This is a genomic window from Bradyrhizobium sp. HKCCYLRH2047, assembly GCF_051168175.1.
In the GTDB taxonomy this organism is placed as follows: domain Bacteria; phylum Pseudomonadota; class Alphaproteobacteria; order Rhizobiales; family Xanthobacteraceae; genus Bradyrhizobium.
In genome coordinates, this window is the sequence record NZ_JBNPUM010000018.1 from 1 (window position 1) to 18,707 (window position 18,707).

At 65.0% G+C, this 18,707-nt stretch carries 18 protein-coding genes; 12 read left to right on the top strand and 6 right to left on the bottom strand.

Annotation, left to right across the window (positions count from 1 at the left end):
* Window positions 1-196: 196 nt before the first annotated feature.
* Genes ACQR1D_RS29330 through ACQR1D_RS29340 form a run of 3 tightly spaced genes read right to left on the bottom strand, consistent with a single transcriptional unit; the run spans window position 197 to window position 2,312 of the window.
* Window positions 197-445 (bottom strand): DUF3297 family protein, encoded by a 249-nt coding sequence (locus ACQR1D_RS29330; RefSeq protein WP_006614234.1) that lies wholly within the window; start codon window positions 443-445, stop codon window positions 197-199.
* A complete protein-coding gene (locus tag ACQR1D_RS29335; RefSeq protein WP_316217648.1) occupies window positions 442-918 on the bottom strand; it encodes a glutathione peroxidase in 477 nt (158 codons plus the stop codon). The genes ACQR1D_RS29330 and ACQR1D_RS29335 overlap by 4 nt, the downstream gene beginning before the upstream one ends.
* Window positions 918-2,312, bottom strand: coding sequence for an amidase family protein (locus ACQR1D_RS29340; RefSeq protein ID WP_316239245.1), 1,395 nt, complete (start codon window positions 2,310-2,312; stop codon window positions 918-920). Before ACQR1D_RS29340 ends, ACQR1D_RS29335 begins: the two co-directional genes overlap by 1 nt.
* A gap of 464 nt (window positions 2,313-2,776) precedes the next feature.
* Here ACQR1D_RS29340 and ACQR1D_RS29345 point away from each other — a divergent pair, with 464 nt between their 5' ends.
* Together ACQR1D_RS29345 and ACQR1D_RS29350 are read left to right on the top strand one after the other, a co-directional pair.
* Entirely contained in the window at window positions 2,777-3,880 is a 1,104-nt protein-coding gene (locus ACQR1D_RS29345; protein ID WP_316239244.1) for a lactonase family protein, read from the top strand.
* A 216-nt stretch (window positions 3,881-4,096) separates the two neighbouring features.
* A complete protein-coding gene (locus ACQR1D_RS29350) occupies window positions 4,097-4,531 on the top strand; it encodes a group III truncated hemoglobin (RefSeq protein WP_315805810.1) in 435 nt (144 codons plus the stop codon).
* A 54-nt stretch (window positions 4,532-4,585) separates the two neighbouring features.
* Here the strand turns inward: ACQR1D_RS29350 and ACQR1D_RS29355 are convergent, their stop codons facing one another.
* Window positions 4,586-4,843: a DUF6894 family protein gene (locus ACQR1D_RS29355; protein ID WP_172111173.1), complete on the bottom strand. Its 258-nt coding sequence runs from the start codon at window positions 4,841-4,843 to the stop codon at window positions 4,586-4,588.
* A gap of 305 nt (window positions 4,844-5,148) precedes the next feature.
* Here ACQR1D_RS29355 and pqqA point away from each other — a divergent pair, with 305 nt between their 5' ends.
* The 7 genes from pqqA to ACQR1D_RS29390 all read left to right on the top strand — a co-directional run bounded on the left by pqqA (window position 5,149) and on the right by ACQR1D_RS29390 (window position 10,659).
* The gene (gene pqqA, locus ACQR1D_RS29360; RefSeq protein ID WP_012029362.1) at window positions 5,149-5,229 is read left to right on the top strand and encodes a pyrroloquinoline quinone precursor peptide PqqA; all 81 of its coding nucleotides are present in this window, start codon (window positions 5,149-5,151) and stop codon (window positions 5,227-5,229) included.
* Window positions 5,230-5,444: 215 nt separating this feature from the next.
* Window positions 5,445-6,374, top strand: a complete 930-nt coding sequence (gene pqqB, locus ACQR1D_RS29365; protein WP_316177764.1) for a pyrroloquinoline quinone biosynthesis protein PqqB — start codon at window positions 5,445-5,447, stop codon at window positions 6,372-6,374.
* 20 nt (window positions 6,375-6,394) lie between these two features.
* Window positions 6,395-7,150: a pyrroloquinoline-quinone synthase PqqC gene (pqqC, locus tag ACQR1D_RS29370; protein ID WP_409998002.1), complete on the top strand. Its 756-nt coding sequence runs from the start codon at window positions 6,395-6,397 to the stop codon at window positions 7,148-7,150.
* Between the two features lie 208 nt (window positions 7,151-7,358).
* Entirely contained in the window at window positions 7,359-7,667 is a 309-nt protein-coding gene (gene pqqD, locus ACQR1D_RS29375) for a pyrroloquinoline quinone biosynthesis peptide chaperone PqqD (protein ID WP_315805801.1), read from the top strand.
* Window positions 7,664-8,857 (top strand): pyrroloquinoline quinone biosynthesis protein PqqE, encoded by a 1,194-nt coding sequence (gene pqqE / locus ACQR1D_RS29380; protein ID WP_316177760.1) that lies wholly within the window; start codon window positions 7,664-7,666, stop codon window positions 8,855-8,857. Before pqqD ends, pqqE begins: the two co-directional genes overlap by 4 nt.
* Window positions 8,850-9,839 carry a prolyl aminopeptidase gene (pip, locus tag ACQR1D_RS29385; RefSeq protein WP_315805803.1) on the top strand — a complete coding sequence of 330 codons (990 nt, stop codon included), beginning with the start codon at window positions 8,850-8,852 and terminating at the stop codon, window positions 9,837-9,839. Before pqqE ends, pip begins: the two co-directional genes overlap by 8 nt.
* A gap of 151 nt (window positions 9,840-9,990) precedes the next feature.
* Window positions 9,991-10,659 (top strand): hypothetical protein, encoded by a 669-nt coding sequence (locus tag ACQR1D_RS29390; protein ID WP_434894232.1) that lies wholly within the window; start codon window positions 9,991-9,993, stop codon window positions 10,657-10,659.
* Between the two features lie 108 nt (window positions 10,660-10,767).
* Here the strand turns inward: ACQR1D_RS29390 and ACQR1D_RS29395 are convergent, their stop codons facing one another.
* Entirely contained in the window at window positions 10,768-11,922 is a 1,155-nt protein-coding gene (locus ACQR1D_RS29395) for an IS4 family transposase (RefSeq protein WP_315800429.1), read from the bottom strand.
* A gap of 478 nt (window positions 11,923-12,400) precedes the next feature.
* Here ACQR1D_RS29395 and ACQR1D_RS29400 point away from each other — a divergent pair, with 478 nt between their 5' ends.
* Genes ACQR1D_RS29400 through ACQR1D_RS29410 form a run of 3 tightly spaced genes read left to right on the top strand, consistent with a single transcriptional unit; the run spans window position 12,401 to window position 17,072 of the window.
* Window positions 12,401-14,200: an FAD-dependent oxidoreductase gene (locus ACQR1D_RS29400; protein WP_316177756.1), complete on the top strand. Its 1,800-nt coding sequence runs from the start codon at window positions 12,401-12,403 to the stop codon at window positions 14,198-14,200.
* Window positions 14,170-16,020 (top strand): 2-oxoacid:acceptor oxidoreductase subunit alpha, encoded by a 1,851-nt coding sequence (locus ACQR1D_RS29405; protein WP_434839230.1) that lies wholly within the window; start codon window positions 14,170-14,172, stop codon window positions 16,018-16,020. The genes ACQR1D_RS29400 and ACQR1D_RS29405 overlap by 31 nt, the downstream gene beginning before the upstream one ends.
* Window positions 16,017-17,072, top strand: a complete 1,056-nt coding sequence (locus ACQR1D_RS29410) for a 2-oxoacid:ferredoxin oxidoreductase subunit beta (RefSeq protein ID WP_315805807.1) — start codon at window positions 16,017-16,019, stop codon at window positions 17,070-17,072. Before ACQR1D_RS29405 ends, ACQR1D_RS29410 begins: the two co-directional genes overlap by 4 nt.
* A gap of 207 nt (window positions 17,073-17,279) precedes the next feature.
* On the opposite strand, the gene ACQR1D_RS29415 is transcribed toward ACQR1D_RS29410, so the two are convergent.
* Window positions 17,280-18,545, bottom strand: coding sequence for a TMEM143 family protein (locus ACQR1D_RS29415; RefSeq protein WP_316178439.1), 1,266 nt, complete (start codon window positions 18,543-18,545; stop codon window positions 17,280-17,282).
* Between the last annotated feature and the right edge of the window lie 162 nt (window positions 18,546-18,707).

An 18,707-nucleotide genomic window follows, 5' to 3' on the forward strand; every position in this document is an offset into this window, starting at 1 on the left:
ATTTGGCGATGCTCAAGACCGCAGAAGAATCCACGCCATGCACCATGTCCAGTCTGTCTGAACCGGACAGCCGTGGGACGAGCCCGGGCATGACGATGGGGTTGGCAGGGTGCCCCATCCTGAGGGCGGACGATCGTTGAGGGGCCGATGCCTCAGACTTGAGGACGGGCGCAAGAGGCGGCGCTCGACCCTATCCTCAATCCTTGAAATACGGCTCGACCGGCCCATGCACCTTGATGGTCAGCGGGTTGCCGTGGCGGTCCTTGGCGGTGCCGGCGGCGACGCGGATCCAGCCTTCGCTGATGCAGTATTCCTCGACATTGGTCTTCTCGGCGCCCTTGAAGCGGATGCCGACGTCGCGCGACAGGATCTCCGCGTTGTAATAGGGGCTCTTCGGATCGACCGAGAGACGGTCGGGGAAGGTGAAGGTCTCGTTGTCGCTCACAGCAGTGCCTCGATCTCTTTCTTCAGCGCCTCGGGCGTGGTGGTCGGCGCGTGGCGCGATGCCACGTGGCCGGTGCGATCGACCAGGAATTTGGTGAAATTCCATTTGATCGCCGAGCCCAACAGGCCCGTCTTCTCGCCCTTCAGGAACCTGTACAGCGGGTGCGCGTCGGCGCCGTTGACGTCGATCTTCGCAAACAGCGGGAAGGTGACGTCGTACTTGCCGGCGCAGAACGCGCCGATCTCCTCGGCCGTGCCGGGCTCCTGGGCGCCGAACTGGTTACAGGGAAAACCGAGCACGGCAAAGCCCCTGTCCGCATAGGCGCGGTGCAGCGCCTCCAGGCCGCGATATTGCGGCGTGAAGCCGCAGGCGCTCGCGGTGTTGACGATCAGGAGCACTTGGCCCTCGAAGCGCTGCAGCGGCACCTCCTCGCCCTTCAGCGAGGTCGCGGTGAAATCGTAGATGCTGGCCATCAGCCCAGCACCGGATCGATCGGTGACGGCGGCGTGCCGCCGGCCTCGATGGCCTCGCCCGCGGCGAGGCACATGTCCTCGCGAAAGCGCTGGCCGACGAGTTGGACGCCGACCGGCACGCGGCCGACCATGCCGGTCGAGACCGTCAGGCCCGGCAGGCCGAAGAAGGGAATGGCGATCTGCGTGAGCTGGGCATGCCAGACCTGCCTGAACGACTCCTCGTCCTTGCGGTCGAGCTGGTCGGCGAACGGCAGCATGCCGGAGACCGGCATCAGCAGCAGCGGATGCTGCTCCATGAAAAGGAGCCATTGCCGGGTCAGCGCGGCGCGGCGGGCCAGCGTCGCCGAGAGGTCGAACGGATGAACCTTGTCACTGACGCCGCGCAGGCAGGCCAGCGCGCCGGGATCGCCTTCCTTCTCGGCTGCGGCGAGCTGCGCCTCGTAGCCGTCGCCGAGCCAGAGCCGGGTCTGCAGCAGCGCGGCCTCCTGCAGCGGCGGCGTGTCCGCGATCTCCTCGACGGCCCAGCCGGCGGCTTCGAGCCGCCTGGCGGCATCGCGCAGCGCGGCGACGACTTCCGGCACCGGGTTGAGGCCGTCGGGGTTGACGCAGAGCGTGACGCGCTTCGGCAAGGGAGGGCCCTCGAGCGGCACCGGCATCCACCAGACGTCGCGGACGTCGCGCGCCGACATCGCTGCGAGCGCGATCCTGACGTCGTTGACCGTGCGGGCGAGCGGGCCGGAGACGGCGCTGATCTGCGGGCCGATCGGGCGCTCCGGCAGGCAGGTGTTGAAGGCGGGGATGCGGCCGACCGTCGGGCGCAGGCCGTGGATGCCGCAGGCGTAGGCGGGATAGCGCACCGAGCCGGCGATATCGGTGCCGTGGCCGATATGGCCGATGCCGGCGGCGGTCGCCGCGCCGGCGCCGCCGGAGGAGCCGCCCGGGGTGATGCCGGGGTCGCGGGGATTCCTGGTGTGGCCATGGATGAGGTTGCTGGTGAACCAGCGATACGACACCGCAGGCGTGTTGGTGCGGCCGAGCAGCACGGCGCCGGCCTTGACGAAGTTGTTGACGACCGGATTGTGGGCCGAGGCGATCGCGTCCTTCTGCAGATTGAGGCCGTTGGTGGTGGCGAAGCCTGTCTGGTCGACATTGACCTTGATCGTCACTGGCACGCCGGCGAGCGGCCCCGGATCCTCGCCGTTCGCCAGCCGGGCGTCGATGGCGTCGGCCTGTTTCAGAACCTCGTCTGGACGGTGATCGATCACGGCGTTGATCGCGGGGTTCACCGCATCGAGCCGCGCCAGCGCGGATGTCGCGGCCTCGCGGGCGGAGACCTGTTTCGACTTGATGAGGGCGGCAAGATCGGCAGCCGGCAGGCGCCAGAGATCGGTCATGGGAAGCTCCGTGGTGGTCTCGCGTTCTTAGCGCGACGGAGAGCACGGAGAAAGCCGCGCCAGGCGAGGTGGCCATGCACAAGCGCGGTCCCGCTGGCCTGCGTCTCACGCTCATGTTGCAGAGCAGCCGTGCCCGCGGCCGTCCTTCGAGACGCCCGCCTGCGGCGGGCTCCTCAAGACGAGGGTTGAGGGTGTGCCGCCGAATGTTCGCGGCACATTGCAATGCCTCCCCTCATGATGAGCGAGCTGCTCATGGTCAATGTGCCGCGCCGGCCTCGCGACCAAATCCTCATGGTGAGGAGCCCGCCGCAGGCGGGCGTCTCGAACCATGAGGCCTGGATGCCTCGACGCGACGCCCGAACGATCGATACCCAACCTGCATCGATCGATCCGGAATCAGGCTTGGTCAAGCTTCACATTCGACTTTAAGAGCTGAAGCAACAACATCACAAAGGGGGAAACAGATGATCAGACCGGGCACCATCATGGCCGCAACCTTCGTTCTCGCCGCTGCAGCAACGCTGGCGCCGCGCGCCGGCCAGGCCGAGACCTACGCCTATGTCGGCAACGCCGACAGCAACGACATCAGCGTGTTCAAGTTCGACGCCGCCTCGGGCGAGATGACCCCGGTGCAGACGGCTGCCTTCGTGGGCGTGGAGAAGCCGGGCTCGTCGACCCCGCTCGCGGTCAGCCCGGACAAGCGGGTGCTCATCGCCGGCGTGCGGTCACAGCCATTCGTCGCCGAGAGCTTCGCCATCGACGCCAAGACCGGGCGGCTCAGCCACATCGGCAACGGGCCGCTCGCCGACAGCATGGCCAACATCGCCTTCGACCGCACCGGCAAGGTGCTGTTCAGCGCCTCCTATGGCGGCAACAAGGTGGCGGTGAATCCGGTCCAGCCGAACGGCGTGGTCGCCGCACCTGGCCAGGTGATCCCGACTGGGCTGAACGCGCATGCCTTCCTGCCCTCGCCCGACAACCGCTTCGTGTTCGCGACCAATCTCGGCTCCGACCAGGTGCTCGGCTTCGCCTTCGACGCCGCCACCGGCACGCTGACGGCCAAGGAGGCGCTGACGGTGAAGACGCCGGAGAAGTCCGGGCCGCGGCACTTCATCTTCCACCCGAACGGCAAGTTCATCTACCTTCTGCACGAGCTCAACGCTGATCTCGCGGTCTACGCCTATGATGCCGAGAAAGGCACCTGGAGCGAGCAGCAGCGCACGACCGCCCTGCCCTCGGGCTTCACCGGCAAGCCCTGGGCGGCGGATCTTCATGCGACGCCCGATGGCAAGTTCCTCTACGCCTCGGAGCGCGGCTCGAACACGATTGCCGGCTTCAAGGTCGATGCGGCCAGCGGGCGCCTGAGCCCGATCGGCAGCGTGCCGACCGAAACCCAGCCGCGCGGCTTTGCCATCGATCCCACCGGGCGCTACCTCGCCGCCGTCGGCGAAGTGTCGAACGGGATGACGGTGTATCGGATCGACCCGGCCAGCGGCGCGCTGGAGAAGATCAAGTCCCATGCCGTCGGCAAGAAGCCGAACTGGGTGGAGTTCGTCAGCCTGCCGTGACCGGCGGGCTGCAACACCGCTGTTGCGGCCATCCTTCGAGACGCCCGCCTCCGGCGGGCTCCTCAGGATGAGGGGCTGAGGGTGCGGCAGGAATTCTTCCGCGTTGTGATGCCTCCCCTCATGGTGAGGAGCCCGCCGGAGGCGGGCGTCTCGAACCATGAGGCCCGGATGGCTCCAACCTTTCCATCGGCGCTGCGAGTGCCTATATGCAACACCATGACCATGCCTGCCGCCCAGCCCGACCGCCATCCCCTCGCCGTTCAACATCCGGACCTCGACGACGCCTCGATCCGCCTGCTGGTCGAGACCTTCTACGGCCGCGCACGGGAGGACGAGCTGATCGGCCCGATCTTCAACCGTACGGTGGAGGATTGGGACGAACATATCGGCAGGATCAGTGATTTCTGGTCGTCGATGTTCCTGAAGACGGGCCGCTACAGCGGCGCGCCGATGCGGCCGCATCTGCTGCTGGAGTTGCAAGGCGGGCATTTCGACCGCTGGCTGCGGCTGTTCGAGACGACGGCGAAGGACCTGTTCGCGCCCGAGCTCGCGGAGCTCTTCATCGTCCGCGCCCGCCGCATCGCCGACAGTTTCGAGATGGGCATCGCCAGCACGCGCGGCGACATCGCGCGCCCGCGCCATTCGGTCTGACCTCGGCCGCACGCACGCGGGCGTTCGGGAAGCGGCGATGCGGCCGTCCTGCGCTCAATGGCGCGTCATCGACTGCGCCGGCATGTTGAAGATCGCTTCGGAGAACGGGAACTCGAGCACGATCTCGCCGTCCTCGTCGGTGACCTCGATGACGGCCGTCATCAGCGCCGCGTTGCCACCTTCGGTGCGCAGCAGTTCCTTGATCATGTCGCGCGCGACTTCCCAGGCGCGGTCGGGATTGCGCAGCACCTCGCCGTCGGTGTCGGAGACCAGTTCCTCGCCGATCCGTGTGTTGAAGAAATATCTAGGCATCATCAGCTTCCAATGGGGTCGCGCGCTGGGGTTTTGAAGTCTCGAACATCTCACGACTGCTTTATCCGGCCAGCTCAGCCCCTCAAGCTAGGGGCTGAATTGTACGGCGTTGCGAAGCCATCGATCACGAATTCGTTGTTTTCACGGCTCAATCCGACGAAAACGGCAGCAACTCGCATCTGCAACTTCGCACTGCAATAAACAGGCCTGAGAGGCTCAAACAAAAAGATTCCACTGGCGAACTTTTCGTAGCACGGTAGTTTATTGCTGAGGACGATAACCGTCCCGTCTTGAAGGAGAGGACAATGGCCTGGAAAGCACCGAAGATCGTTGAAGTGCCGGTCGGCATGGAAATCAACATGTACGCCTGCGCGGCCCGCAAATAATTCGCGGGTGTGACGTCCAGGTCTCGGCGATCAGGACGTCGACGCTTGAGGGTGGGGATCAGCGACCGCGTATGTGCCAGCCCGTGCGCTGGTCGGATGTCCCACCCTCGTCACCTTCCCTGCGGGCGATCCTGACCGTCGGTCAGCCTGTCCGTCGGTGATCCTGCCGCTGGTAATCGCGTGCGCCACCACAGCTGAATTCCAGGAGACGGCTCATGCTTCGCCTCGTCGTCCTGGGCGCCGCCGCGGGCGGTGGAGTGCCGCAGTGGAATTGCGGCTGCGCCGTGTGTCGTGCCGCGCGCACCTCACATCCCGAGATCAGCAACAGTCAGGCCTCGGTTGCGGTCAGCGCAGATGGCGCCAACTGGTTCCTGATCAACGCCTCGCCCGATCTGCGTCAGCAGGTCACCCGCACGCCGCAGCTGCATCCGAAGCCAGGCGCCCTGCGCCACAGTCCGATCGCCGGCGTGATCCTGACCAATGGCGAGATCGATGCGGTGACCGGCCTCTTGTCGATGCGCGAGAGCTCGCCATTTTCGATCCATGCGCACCCCAAGGTGCTTGCGATCCTCCGCTCGAACAACATCTTCGATGTGCTGAAGGACGAGACCGTCAAGCGCGTGCCGATCGTGATCGACGTGCCGTTCCGGCCGCTGCTGCAGGACGGCAGGCCCTCGGGCCTGGAGATCACGGCCTTCGCCGTCTCGGGAACGAGCGCGTGGTATCTGCGCGACAAGCAGCATCCCGGCGGCAGCTCCTCGACCGGCGACACGCTGGGCCTGAAGATCGCCGATCTCGAGGGCGGGCAATATTGCTACGTCATCGCCGCCTGTGCGGCCGTGGACGATGATCTGAGAACGAGATTGAGGGGCGCGCCCTTGGTGCTGTTCGACGGCACGGTGTGGCGCGACGACGAGATGATCCAGGCCGGACTCGGCAACAAGACCGGGCAGAGCATGGGGCATATCGCGATGTCCGGAGAAAGCGGTGCGATCAAGCAGCTGGCGGACCTCGCGATCGGCAGGAAGGTCTTCCTGCACATCAACAACTCCAATCCGGCGTGGCTGCACGCCTCACCCGAGCGGCAAACGTTGGAGCGCGAGGGATGGGAAATCCCCGCTGAAGGGATGGAGATCGTACTGTGAGTGAGGTCAATCTGAGCGGAATGACGGCGCTGTCGATCGGCAGCGGCGTGACGCTGAACAATGCGAGCGAATTGGAAGCGGCGCTGCGCCACATCGGGGCGACGCGCTATCATAACCATCATCCGTTCCACAAGCTGCTGCACGGCGGCAAGCTCAACAAGGGCCAGGTGCAGGCCTGGGCGCTGAACCGCTACTACTACCAGTCGACGATCCCGCTGAAGGATGCGATGGTGATGACGCGCTTCCGCGACCGCGCCACGCGGCTGGAATGGCGCCACCGCATCGAGGATCATGATGGCGATGTCGGCAGCGAGGGCGGCATCGAGCGCTGGATCAAGCTGACCGAAGGCCTCGGCCTCGACACCGCCTACGTGGAATCCACCGAAGGCATCCTGCCGGCCACGCGCTTTGCGGTCGAAGCCTATGTGCATTTCTGCCGCGACCGCTCGCCGCTGGAGGCGATCGCCTCGTCGCTGACCGAATTGTTCGCGCCGAGCATCCATGAAGAGCGCATCTCGGGCATGCTCGAGCACTACGATTTCGTCAACAACGACACCATGAGCTACTTCAAGCGGCGTCTCACCCAGGCGCCGCGCGATGCGAATTTCGCGCTGCATTACGTCAAGGAGCACGCCACCACGCCGGAGCAGCGCGCCGCGGTCTGCAACGCGCTGATCTTCAAGACCAACGTGCTGTGGGTGCAGCTCGACGCGCTGTATCACGCGTATGTCGAGGGGCACATTCCGCCGGGTGCGTTCGTGCCGAAGGAGGGGTGAGCGTGCGCGTTGTGCAGCGAGCCTTTCACCACACGGGCACAGGGCTCCCTCCCCCCTTGCGGGGGAGGGTCGGGGTGGGGGGTCCACACGGGCAATCTTTCCGGAGACCCCCACCCGCGACCCCTCCCCGCAAGAAGGAGGGGAGTGGCGGCGCGCTCTGTGCAGCCGCTGTGCTCCCTCACGACCACACTTGCTAGAGAACCCCACCATGGCCCCGCGTCACATCCAAGTCACCGAGACCAGCCGCGTGGTGCTGCCGCGGCATACGAAGTTGAAGTTCGACGAGACGCGCCAGGTCTGGGTGATCCTCGCCCCCGAGCGGGTGCTGGCGCCGGATGAGATCGCGGTCGAGGTGCTCAAGCTGTGCGACGGTACGCGCAGCGTCGCCGGGATCATCGACGAGTTGGCGGCGAAATACGCCGCGCCGCGTGACGTGATCGCGATCGACGTCGTCGCCATGCTGCAGGATCTCGCCGACAAGGGATTCCTGACCGAGGTTCGGGAGACGACATCATGACCGAGCTGACCGACACCTCACCGCCCAGCGACAGCAATGACGGCCTCGCCGTGCTGGAGCGGCGCGGCTCCGTGGCCGAAACCTTCGGCATTCCGCTCGCCGTGCTGGCCGAGCTCACGCATCGCTGTCCGCTGCAATGCCCCTATTGCTCCAACCCGCTGGAGCTCGACCGCGCCGGCCAGGAATTGACCACGGCAGAGTGGAAGAAGGTGCTGTCCGAGCTCGCCGAGATCGGCGTGCTGCAGATCCACTTCTCCGGCGGCGAGCCGACGGCGCGCAAGGATCTGGTCGAACTGGTGCAGCATGCCAACGACGTCGGACTCTACACCAACCTGATCACCTCGGCCGTGCTGCTGACGCGCGAGCGGCTGAAGGAGCTGGCCGATGCCGGGCTGTCCCATGTCCAGATCAGCTTCCAGGGCAATGAGCCTGATGTCGCCGACCGCGTCGGCGGCTACAAGGGCGGCCACGCCAAGAAGCTCGAGGTGGCGCGCTGGACCCGCGAGCTCGACATGCCGCTGACGGTGAACGCCGTGATGCACCGGCAGAACCTGCATCAGCTGCCCGACATCATCCAGATGGCGGTCGATCTCGATGCCGACCGGCTCGAGGTCGCCAACGTGCAATATTACGGCTGGGCGCTGAAGAACCGCGCCAGCCTGATGCCGACCTACGCCCAGTTGGAGGAGACCGACCGCCTGGTCGAGGAGGCGCGCGAGCGGCTGAAGGGCACGCTGACCATCGACTACGTCGTCCCGGACTACTACGCGCTGCGGCCGAAGAAGTGCATGGGCGGCTGGGGCCGGCAGTTCTTCAACATCTCGCCGTCGGGCAAGATCCTGCCGTGCCACGCCGCCGAGAGCATCACCGGGCTCGACTTCATGTCGGTGCGCTCGAACCATTCGATCGCCTGGATCTGGCAGAACTCGGAGGCCTTCAACCGCTATCGCGGCACCGGCTGGATGAAGGAGCCGTGCAAATCCTGCGAGTTCCGCGAGATCGATTTCGGCGGCTGCCGCTGCCAGGCCTTTGCGCTGACCGGCGACGCCGCCAACACCGATCCGGCCTGCACGCTGTCGCCGCTGCACGAGAGCATCTTCAAGCAGGCCGAGCGCGATGCCGCCTCCGGCCAGGACCGCTTCCTGTATCGCAACTTCGCCGGCGGCACGCCTGAGAGCAATGATGCCTGACGCCGAAGCCGGCCGCGCCTCCGCGCGCCGCAGCGATCCGTTCGCGCCGCTGACGTCGGAATGGCTCGACGTCTCTGGCGGCCATCAGATCTATGTCGAGAGCGCCGGGCGAGTCGGCGGCCTACCCGCCGTCTACCTGCACGGTGGACCCGGCTCCGGCTGCCAGCCGGATCACCGCCGGCTGTTCGATCCCGAGCGCTTCCACGCCGTGCTGTTCGACCAGCGCGGCGCCGGCCGCTCGCGTCCCGCGCGCAGCCGCGACAACAACACTCTGCACGATTTGATCGCCGACATGGAGGCGATCCGCACGAAATTCGGCTTTGAGAAATGGATCGTCGCCGGCGGCTCCTGGGGCGCGACCTTGGCGCTGGCCTACGCCCAGGCGCATCCAGCGCGCGTGAGCGGCCTGGTGCTGCGCGCGACCTTTCTCGGCACGCGCGCGGAGGTGGAGACGGCGTTCGGCGAGACGCTGGCGCGCTTTCACCCTGCCCTGCATCGCGACTTCCTGGAGATGCTGCCGGAGAACGAGCGCGCCAACCCCTGCGAGGCCTATTTCCGCCGCATCCTCGATCCCGATCCGGCGATCCACGGTCCGGCCGCGCGCGCCTGGCACGACACCGAGCGGGCGCTGTCCGAGATCAAACCGGCGCGCGCCCATCTGGATCGGCTCGCCATCCGCTCCGGCAGCGCGCTGCCGGCGACGCCGTTCATGGAGGCGCATTACTTCTCTCAGGACAGCTTCATGGCGAAAGACCAGTTGCTGCGTGATGCGAGCAGGCTCAGCGGAATTCCCGGAATCATCGTGCAGGGCCGCTACGACCTGCTCTGTCCGCCCTCCACCTCGGCAAGGCTCGCGGACATCTGGCGCGACGCCGAAATCCGTGTCGTCGAAGCCGCAGGTCACAATCTTTATGACCCCGGCATCCGCGATGCGGTCATGAAAGCCATCTGCGATCTGGCGACGCGCACGACAGCGCCTTAAACACATCACTCATTCCCCTCATGCTGAGGAGGCGCGCCAGCGCCGTGTCGAAGCATGAGGCCCGCGACGCTTCGGGCCTCATGCTTCGACACGGCCGCCTTTGGCGGCCTCCTCAGCATGAGGATCAGCCACACGCACCAGGAGGCTCGAGATGCCCATCGCCGGGAAAGGCATGCTGTTGACGTCGATGAACATCGATGCCGCTCACGAGGCTGACTTCAACCACTGGTACGACAGCGAGCATCTCGAAGAGCGCGTCGCCATTCCCGGCTTCATCGAGGCGCGACGCTATGTCGCCGAGCAGGGCAGCCCGAAATATCTGTGCCTGTACTCCGCCGAGACGATCGGCGTGCTCGAGAGTCCGGCCTATCGCGCCCGGCTGGAGTCGCCGACAGAATGGTCGAAGGCGGTGATGGCGCGGTTCAAGAACATGATCCGCAGCGTCGCACGCATCACGATCTCGAAAGGGGCCGGCCGCGGCGCCGTGCTCGGCATCATCCGGCTGCGCCCGAAGCCGGAGCAGGACAAGGCGTTGCGCGAGGCATTGCAGATCGAGCTTGACCCGTACGACCTCAAGGGCGTGATCTCGATGCACCTGCTCGAAGGCGATGCGGATCTGTCCGGCCCCGCCGCTGGCGTTCCAGCGAGCTCGCGCGACGCCGACTGGTTCATCCTGATCGACGGCACCGACAGCCACGCCATCGCGACCTTGATGACGACGCGTTTCGCGGCGGTCGACGGCCCGCTGGCGACGCAGATTTCGGCCGGGATCTATCGCCTGATGTGGGACCTCAGCCGCGCTGATATTGCGGCGCGTTAGTTGGCCAGTCTGATTCCCCGCCGTCATGGCCGGGCTTGACCCGGCCATCCATCCTCTTCGGAAATCTTGGAAAGGTGGATGCCCGGGTCAAGCCCACGGCTGTCCGGTTCAGCTTCCGCATATTGCGAGGCTCAACTGTTGTGGGTTTTTGGCAAGTTGGGGTGGCCCCGTGAGCAATTGATCGATGGGGCGGCGATGCATGAGGTTGGTGCGGACCAATCTGGCAAAGACCAAGGGGCTTTGGATTGCCTTCTGAAGGTCTTGCGCGAGGCGAAGCAAGAGGAAGGCGATCAGGGCAACGGCGATCTGGATACGAACGGCGTTCTCAGAAGTCCCGAGGAACCTGGTGATCTTGAGGGTCTGCTTGACCCAACGAAAGAACAACTCGATGGCCCAGCGGCGACGATAGAGGTCGGCGATCTCTTGAGCGCTGGCATCGAGGTCGTTCGACAGGATGCGCAGGATCTTTCCCGTTTCCAAGGTGACGCGCACTTCGCGCACCGCAGTCTGCATTGGATTGCGGCGGCTGTAGGCTTGGCGTTGTGGAAGGAAGCCGATGCGGTCGGAGAGGATGTTGCCATCCGCGATGACAGGCAACTCCTCCACGACCCGCAGCGGCGTATTGGATTTGAACCGGGTCACGATTCGACAACCGGCGGCGTCCAGTTGAGCCCACCAAGCATATTCATAATAGCCGAGATCGAAGACGTAGGTTGCTCCCGGCTCGATGGGCATCTGATGCGCTGCAGTATTGTCGTTGACGTTGGCTCCGCTGATTGCCGCATAAATCGGCCGGTCGGCGTCGGCATCATAGATCACATGCACCTTGGCACCGCAGACACCGGTAGAGAACCGTGCCCAGCCAGCGCTGGCTTCTGTCAGCCGTACGCTGGTCGAATCAATCAAATACGTCGTCTCGGCAAGCTTGCGGCGTAACCGGCGATGGGCCTGCTTCATCATGATGGCCAACAGGGCGGCAAACATCTCCGCAGGCCGATTCATATTGGCGTCCGCGAAAGTCGAGCGGCGGACAGGGCCCCCACCCAGGTGATAAAGCCGCGCGGTGTGGCTCGACAGCCCGGTGACAATCTCACGCAGACTGGAAGCCCCCGAAAGCTGACCGTACAGCAGCGCCACAAATTGGTCTTTGGTGGAAAGCCGTCGAATCCGCGCGTCCGTGCCATGCTCGTCCACAAGCGCCTCGAAGCGATGCCAGGGGACCAACTTCAGAATGTCTCGGAATACTGTATTCTGATGCGGCATGGCGGGACCTTCCTGGTGTGTCTCGAACATTTGGCGATGCTCAAGACCGCAGAAGAATCCACGCCATGCACCATGTCCAGTCTGTCTGAACCGGACAGCCGTGGGTCAAGCCCGGGCATGACGACCGAGTGCGGAGCAACTCGCGTGTCCGCTCATTCGTTCTGTAAAGGTCACCATCGTCACCAGTCCGTCATCGTTTGTCGCACCACCTCCCGCATCGCAGCACGCGGCGGCATCGCGCCTGCAATGCGGCAGCGCACACTGTGCATGAGGGGCAGCGTTGCAAATTTGCCTTTGTGTGCGCCTTGGAATGGCTCTAGTCTGATAAGACTATTCAATTGAGCCATTCAAAAAGCAGAAGGGCGACGAACAGGACCTGCTCCGGACCCACATCGATCCCCAGCCGATCCTGAACAAACAGTCGTCCTCACGTCAGGAAGGCCGCGCGCTCATGGTTCGCCGCGCGGACAGGGTATGAATGAGAGCGACTGATATCTCGGCCCCCGACTACTTTCACAAAGTGGTCGATTGCCAATGGGCTTGTCCCGCACACACTCCGGTCCCTGAATACATCCGCCTGATCGCTGAGGGTCGCTACAGCGACGCCTACATGATCAATTGGAAATCGAATGTATTCCCGGGCATTCTCGGACGCACTTGCGATCGCCCTTGCGAGCCCGCCTGCCGACGCGGGCGTGTCGAGGAAAGCCCGGTCGCGATCTGCCGCCTGAAGCGCGTTGCGGCCGATTTCAAGGACGACGTGCACCAGCGCATGCCGCGCCCGGCCCCGAAGAACGGCCGGCGCATCGCGCTGGTGGGCGGCGGCCCGGCCTCGCTGACCGTCGCACGCGACCTCGCGCCGCTCGGCTATCACTGCACCGTGTTCGATGCCGATCCCAAGCCCGGCGGCATGATGCGCTCGCAGATTCCAAAGTTCCGTCTGCCCGACAGCGTCATCGACGAGGAGACGGGCTACGTGCTCAGCCTCGGCGTCGACTACAAGGCCGGCCATCGCGTCGACAGCCTCAAGACGCTGCTGGCCGAGAACTACGATGCCATCTTCATCGGCTCCGGCGCGCCACGCGGCCGCGAGCTGAACATCCCCGGCCGCAAGGAAGCCGCCGCGAACATCCATCTCGGCATCGACTGGCTGTCCAGCGTGTCGTTCGGCCATACCGACAAGATCGGCAGGCGCGTGATCGTGCTCGGCGGCGGCAACACCGCGATGGACTGCTGCCGGACCGCACGGCGGCTCGGCGGCGAGGACGTCAAGGTCATCGTGCGCTCCGGCTTCGAGGAGATGAAGGCCTCTCCTTGGGAGAAGGAGGACGCGCTGCACGAGGACATTCCGATCCTCAATTATCTCGTGCCGGTCGCGTTCACTCACGACAATGGCAGGCTGACCGGCGTCACCTTCCAGAAGGTGAAAGCCGAATATGACGACAAGGGCCGGCGCTCGCTGGTGCCCTCCGGCGAGCCCGACGTGACCTATGAGTGCGACGACGTGCTGGTCGCAGTCGGCCAGGAGAATGCCTTCCCCTGGATCGAGGCCGATTGCGGCGTGGAGTTCGACAAATGGCACATGCCGAAGGTCGACCCGGCCACCTTCGTTTCAACGAACCCGAAAGTGTTCTTCGGCGGCGATGCCGCATTCGGCCCGAAGAACATCATCTGGGCTGTCGCGCAAGGCCACGAGGCGGCGCTGTCGATCCACCGCCTGCTCTCCGGCGAGGACATCACCGAGCGGCCGCTGCCCGAGGTGCACGTCTCCTCGCAGAAGATGGGCATCCACGAATGGAGCTATGACAACGACGTCTCGCCGGAGAAGCGCTTCAAGGTGCCGCACCGCGACAAGGTGGTCGCGCTGAAGGACATCCGCGCCGAGGTCGAGCTCGGCTACGACGTCAAGCTCGCGCTCGGCGAGGCGCATCGCTGCCTGAACTGCGACGTGCAGACGGTGTTCTCCGACACGCTGTGCATCGAATGCGACGCCTGCGCCGACATCTGCCCGATGGACTGCATCACCTTCACCGACAATGGCGAGGAGGCCGATCTGCGCGCGCGGCTGAAGGCGCCGTCTGTTCATCCCGACCAGAGCCTCTACGTGTCGTCGGATCTGAAGACCGGGCGCGTGATGGTGAAGGACGAGGACGTCTGCCTCCATTGCGGCCTGTGCGCCGAGCGCTGTCCCACCGGTGCGTGGGACATGCAGAAATATTTCATCGAGACGACCCACGCAGGTAACGCATGTCCCAGCAAGCGCCGCTCAGCAGCGTAAACGACTTCGTCGTCCGCTTCGCCAACGTCAACGGCTCCGGCTCGGCCAGCGCCAACGAACTCTTCGCGCGCGCCGTGCTCCGTCACGGTGTGCCGGTCAGCCCCCGCAACATCTTCCCGTCGAACATCCAGGGCCTGCCGACCTGGTACGAGGTGCGCGTCACCGAAGCGGGCCATCTCGGCGCGCGCGGCGGCGGAACCGACCTGATGGTCGCGATGAACCCGCAGACCTGGGACAAGGACGTCGCCGGCATCGTGGCCGGCGGTTATCTGTTCTACGATTCGACCAAGCCGATGCCGTCGAGCAAGTTCCGCGACGACATCAACGTGATCGGCGTGCCGCTGACGGCGATCACCAACTCGACCTACTCCGATCCACGCCAGCGCCAGCTGTTCAAGAACATCATCTATCTCGGCGCGCTCTCCGCCCTCCTCGACATGGACCCGAAGCTGATCGAGCAACTGATCGGCGAGCAGTACAGGGGCAAGGAGAAGCTGCTCTCCTCCAACGTCCATGCGCTGCATCTCGGGCGCGATTGGGCGCTGCAGAATTTGAAATGCCCGATCGGCCTGCGCATCAGGAAGGCCGACAAGGTCGGCGACCGCATCTTCATCGAGGGCAACAACGCCGCCGCGCTCGGCGCCGTCTATGGCGGCGCGACTGTCTGCGCCTGGTACCCGATCACGCCGTCGTCGTCGCTGGCCGAAGCGTTCAGCAACCACTGCAAGAAGCTGCGGCACGATCCGGAAACCGGACAGGCCAAATACGCGATCGTGCAGGCCGAGGACGAGCTCGCCTCGATCGGCATCGTGGTGGGCGCCTCCTGGAACGGAGCCCGCGCCTTCACCACGACATCAGGCCCCGGCGTGTCGCTGATGACCGAGTTCATCGGCCTGTCCTACTTCGCCGAGATTCCGGCCGTGATCATGAACGTGCAGCGCGCCGGCCCTTCCACGGGCATGCCGACCCGCACCCAGCAATGCGACCTGATCGCCTGCGGATACGCCTCGCATGGCGATACCAAGCATGTGATGCTGTTCCCGGAGGATCCGGCGGAGGCGTTCGAATTCGCGGCGGCAGCGTTCGATCTGGCCGAGCGGCTGCAGACCACGATCTTCCTGATGCTCGACCTCGACATCGGCATGAACCAGCGGCTGTGCCGGCCGCTGAAGTGGGACGATGCCAAGCAGTATGACCGCGGCAAGGTGATGACGGCCGAGATGCTCGACGAAGGCCGCGACTTCGGCCGCTATCTCGACGTCGACGGCGACGGCATTCCGTTCCGCACCTACCCCGGCACGCATCCGACGAAGGGCTCCTACTTCACCCGCGGTACGTCACGTGATCGTTACGCGCGCTATTCCGAGGAAGGCGCCGTCTATGCCGACAACGTGCAGCGCCTGCTGCGCAAATTCCAGACCGCGGAGGACATGGTGCCGCGGCCGCTGCAGGCCAACGCGGCCAAGCCGACCAAATACGGCGTGATCTATTTCGGCTCGACCGCGCCGGCGATGGACGAGGCGATCGAATTGCTGGAGGCCCGCGGCCACCAGCTCGACCGGCTGCGCATCCGCGCCTTCCCGTTCCATTCGAGCGTGGCGAGCTTCATCGCCGAGCACGACTTCGTCTACGTGGTCGAGCAGAACCGCGACGCCCAGCTGCGCCAGTTGATCGTCACCGAGAACGGCATCGATCCGGTCCGTCTGGTGCCGATCCTGCACTATGACGGCACCCCGATCACCGCGCGCTTCATCGCGGATGCGATCGGGACCCATCAGGACCAGATCAAGGTCACCCCGCTGCGCAAGGCCGTATCATGACCTACATCGCAAAGCCGAAATTCCAGCATCCCGGGATCAAGAAGAACGCGCTTGGCTACAGCCATCGCGACTACGAGGGCAAGATCTCGACCCTGTGCGCCGGCTGCGGCCACGATTCGATCACGGCCTCGATCATCGAAGCCTGCTTCGAGCTGTCGATCGAACCGCATCGCGTGGCAAAAATCTCCGGCATCGGCTGCTCGTCGAAGACGCCGGACTATTTCCTCGGCAATTCGCACGGCTTCAACACCGTGCATGGCCGCATGCCGTCGGTGCTGACCGGCGCCAACCTCGCCAACCGCGAGCTGATCTATCTCGGCGTCTCCGGCGACGGCGATTCCGCCTCGATCGGCTTCGGTCAGTTCGCCCATGCGATCCGGCGCGGCGTCAACATGACCTACATCGTCGAGAACAACGGCGTCTACGGCCTGACCAAGGGTCAGTTCTCGGCGACCGCCGACCGCGGCTCGAAGTCCAAGAAGGGCGTCACCAACACCGACAACCCGATCGACCTCGTCGGCATCGCGCTGCAGCTTGGGGCCACCTATGTCGCGCGCTCGTTCTCCGGCGACAAGAAGCAGCTGGTGCCGATCATCGCCGGCGCGATCCAGCACAAGGGCGCCGCCTTCATCGACGTGATCAGCCCGTGCATCGCCTTCAACAATCACGCAGGCTCGACCAAGAGCTTCGACTACGTCCGCGAGCACAATGACGCCGTGAACCGGCTCGACGTGCTGACCGGGCGCGACCCGATCGAGATCGACCAGGATCCGGGCACGGTGCAGATCGTCGAGCAGCACGACGGCTCGCGGCTGGCGCTACGCAAGATCGACGCCGACTACGACCCGCACGATCGGCTGGGCGCGATGACCTTCCTCCAGAAGCATGCGGCGCAGGGCCAGATCGTGACCGGGCTGCTCTATGTCGACCCTGAGGCCGACGATCTGCACAGCCATCTCAACACCGTGGAGCAGCCGCTGAACCGGCTGGAGGCCGCGGATCTCTGCCCGGGACAGGCGGCGCTCGACAAGATCAACGCGAGCCTGCGCTAGGCTGATCGCTACGTTGACAGCTTCCCCATAGCCGTCCTTCGAGACGCCCGCCTTCGGCGGGCTCCTCAGGACGAGGTCTGAATGTGTGGCGCCCCTCCTTCAAGGGCGCCTCGCCGTCCCCCCTCATGGTGAGAAGCGCCGCGCCACCGGTCGCGCCATCGTCAACAGCCGGCCTGACGGCGCGTCTCGAACCATGAGGCCCCGATCTCATGACCGCAGCGCATTCGCCCACACCCGTTCGAGCTGCACAATCGCATCGGGCAACGGCAGCGCCGACAGCGCATCATCACCGCCGCTGATAAGGCCGAACTCGCGCAACCTGATCAGCGCCTCATCGATATTGAACGCCCGACCCAGCCCGAACATCTGCTGCAGCAACTCCTCGACATGACTGCCCAATGCAGCCCGCGAGAGCGGCACCGACGCCAGCAGCAGGCCGCCATAGGCCAGCACGGCCTCCTTCCAGTCCTGGTCCTCGGCCTCGCCGATCAGGTAGTTGAAGATGCCGGAATTGTTGTTGACGTTACGGAAGTAGATGTTGTCGGTGACCTGCTTCTGATGGATCAGCGACCGGCGATGGAAGTTGCCCCATTGCCTGAGGATGAAGGCGCCGAGCGCGAACAGGCCCGACAGCGCCGCCAGCGCCTGCTCGGTATCGTTGTCGTGCACGGTGCCGCTGAGGCCGAGATAGAAGCCGGCGACGATGAACAGCACGGTGAGCGTCGAGGCCAGCTTGAGCAGAATCGGCACGCCGCCGACCAGCGCCGGCACGCCCAGCGTCAGTTGCTCGCGCAGCCCCATGACGACACGGACGTTCGGCAGCAGCGCCTCGAGATCGAAGCGCGCGATGTGACGGAAATATTTGAACAGCACCGCCCCGCCGCGGATCTTGTTGCGGCCGCGCCAGGCTGCGGTCTTGCGCTTCGTCCGGGTCGGCTCGTCGGGCCTGGTCGCGACCATCAGGATGATGTCGTCATAGACCTCGATCTCATGCTTGCGCCGGCGCAGCCCATACAACATGGGGACCTCGATCGTCTCCTGATGCTGGCCGCGCCGGAACATGCGGACGGCGCGGTAGTCCGAGATCGACGCCTTCAGCTTGACCCTGACAAGCGCATGCTCGGCAAACGCGCGCTCGATCTCGGCATGGCTGATCTCGATGAAATTGGCCTCGCCGAGCACCTGCACGACTTCGTCGGCGAGGCTGCGATAGGCCGCGTCGAGCTCCTCGGGCGATCGATGGCGCCCGACCGGCACTTCGGGATCGAAGTCGAAATAGGCGTCGCGCAGGCGATCGAGCTCGTCGAAATACTCGTGATGCAGGATGGCACCGAGCATCTGGGCGAGCCGGCGCAGGTCGGCCGATTGCGTGTCGTCCAGTCCACCGTGCGAAATCACGGCGTCGAGGACCTCGGACTTGCGTATCGGAATGAACCGGTCCCGCCGGCTCGTCGTCTCCCCTGGTCCAACCACGCGTGTCACGCCCGACTTGCCACGTTCTCAACAGCCGATCCCGCTGCTGCTGCCGGGCGGCTCCCCCGTAACATAGCGAGCTCAGCCGACTTGCGCTACTCGCCGGGGACCGGATTGCGCGCGCTCCTCAGTGACGCAAGACGATGCCCGTCTGCATAACGC

Excerpts from the sequence above, each read along its gene's own strand:
- ACQR1D_RS29335 (WP_316217648.1), bottom strand. The coding sequence starts at position 918 with ATGGCCAGCATCTACGATTTCACCGCGACCTCGCTGAAGGGCGAGGAG.
- ACQR1D_RS29340 (WP_316239245.1), bottom strand. The coding sequence starts at position 2,312 with ATGACCGATCTCTGGCGCCTGCCGGCTGCCGATCTTGCCGCCCTCATC.
- ACQR1D_RS29345 (WP_316239244.1), top strand. The coding sequence starts at position 2,777 with ATGATCAGACCGGGCACCATCATGGCCGCAACCTTCGTTCTCGCCGCT.
- ACQR1D_RS29350 (WP_315805810.1), top strand. The coding sequence starts at position 4,097 with ATGACCATGCCTGCCGCCCAGCCCGACCGCCATCCCCTCGCCGTTCAA.
- ACQR1D_RS29355 (WP_172111173.1), bottom strand. The coding sequence starts at position 4,843 with ATGCCTAGATATTTCTTCAACACACGGATCGGCGAGGAACTGGTCTCC.
- pqqA (WP_012029362.1), top strand. The coding sequence starts at position 5,149 with ATGGCCTGGAAAGCACCGAAGATCGTTGAAGTGCCGGTCGGCATGGAA.
- pqqB (WP_316177764.1), top strand. The coding sequence starts at position 5,445 with ATGCTTCGCCTCGTCGTCCTGGGCGCCGCCGCGGGCGGTGGAGTGCCG.
- pqqC (WP_409998002.1), top strand. The coding sequence starts at position 6,395 with ATGACGGCGCTGTCGATCGGCAGCGGCGTGACGCTGAACAATGCGAGC.
- pqqD (WP_315805801.1), top strand. The coding sequence starts at position 7,359 with ATGGCCCCGCGTCACATCCAAGTCACCGAGACCAGCCGCGTGGTGCTG.
- pqqE (WP_316177760.1), top strand. The coding sequence starts at position 7,664 with ATGACCGAGCTGACCGACACCTCACCGCCCAGCGACAGCAATGACGGC.
- pip (WP_315805803.1), top strand. The coding sequence starts at position 8,850 with ATGCCTGACGCCGAAGCCGGCCGCGCCTCCGCGCGCCGCAGCGATCCG.
- ACQR1D_RS29390 (WP_434894232.1), top strand. The coding sequence starts at position 9,991 with ATGCCCATCGCCGGGAAAGGCATGCTGTTGACGTCGATGAACATCGAT.
- ACQR1D_RS29395 (WP_315800429.1), bottom strand. The coding sequence starts at position 11,922 with ATGCCGCATCAGAATACAGTATTCCGAGACATTCTGAAGTTGGTCCCC.
- ACQR1D_RS29400 (WP_316177756.1), top strand. The coding sequence starts at position 12,401 with ATGAGAGCGACTGATATCTCGGCCCCCGACTACTTTCACAAAGTGGTC.
- ACQR1D_RS29405 (WP_434839230.1), top strand. The coding sequence starts at position 14,170 with ATGTCCCAGCAAGCGCCGCTCAGCAGCGTAAACGACTTCGTCGTCCGC.
- ACQR1D_RS29410 (WP_315805807.1), top strand. The coding sequence starts at position 16,017 with ATGACCTACATCGCAAAGCCGAAATTCCAGCATCCCGGGATCAAGAAG.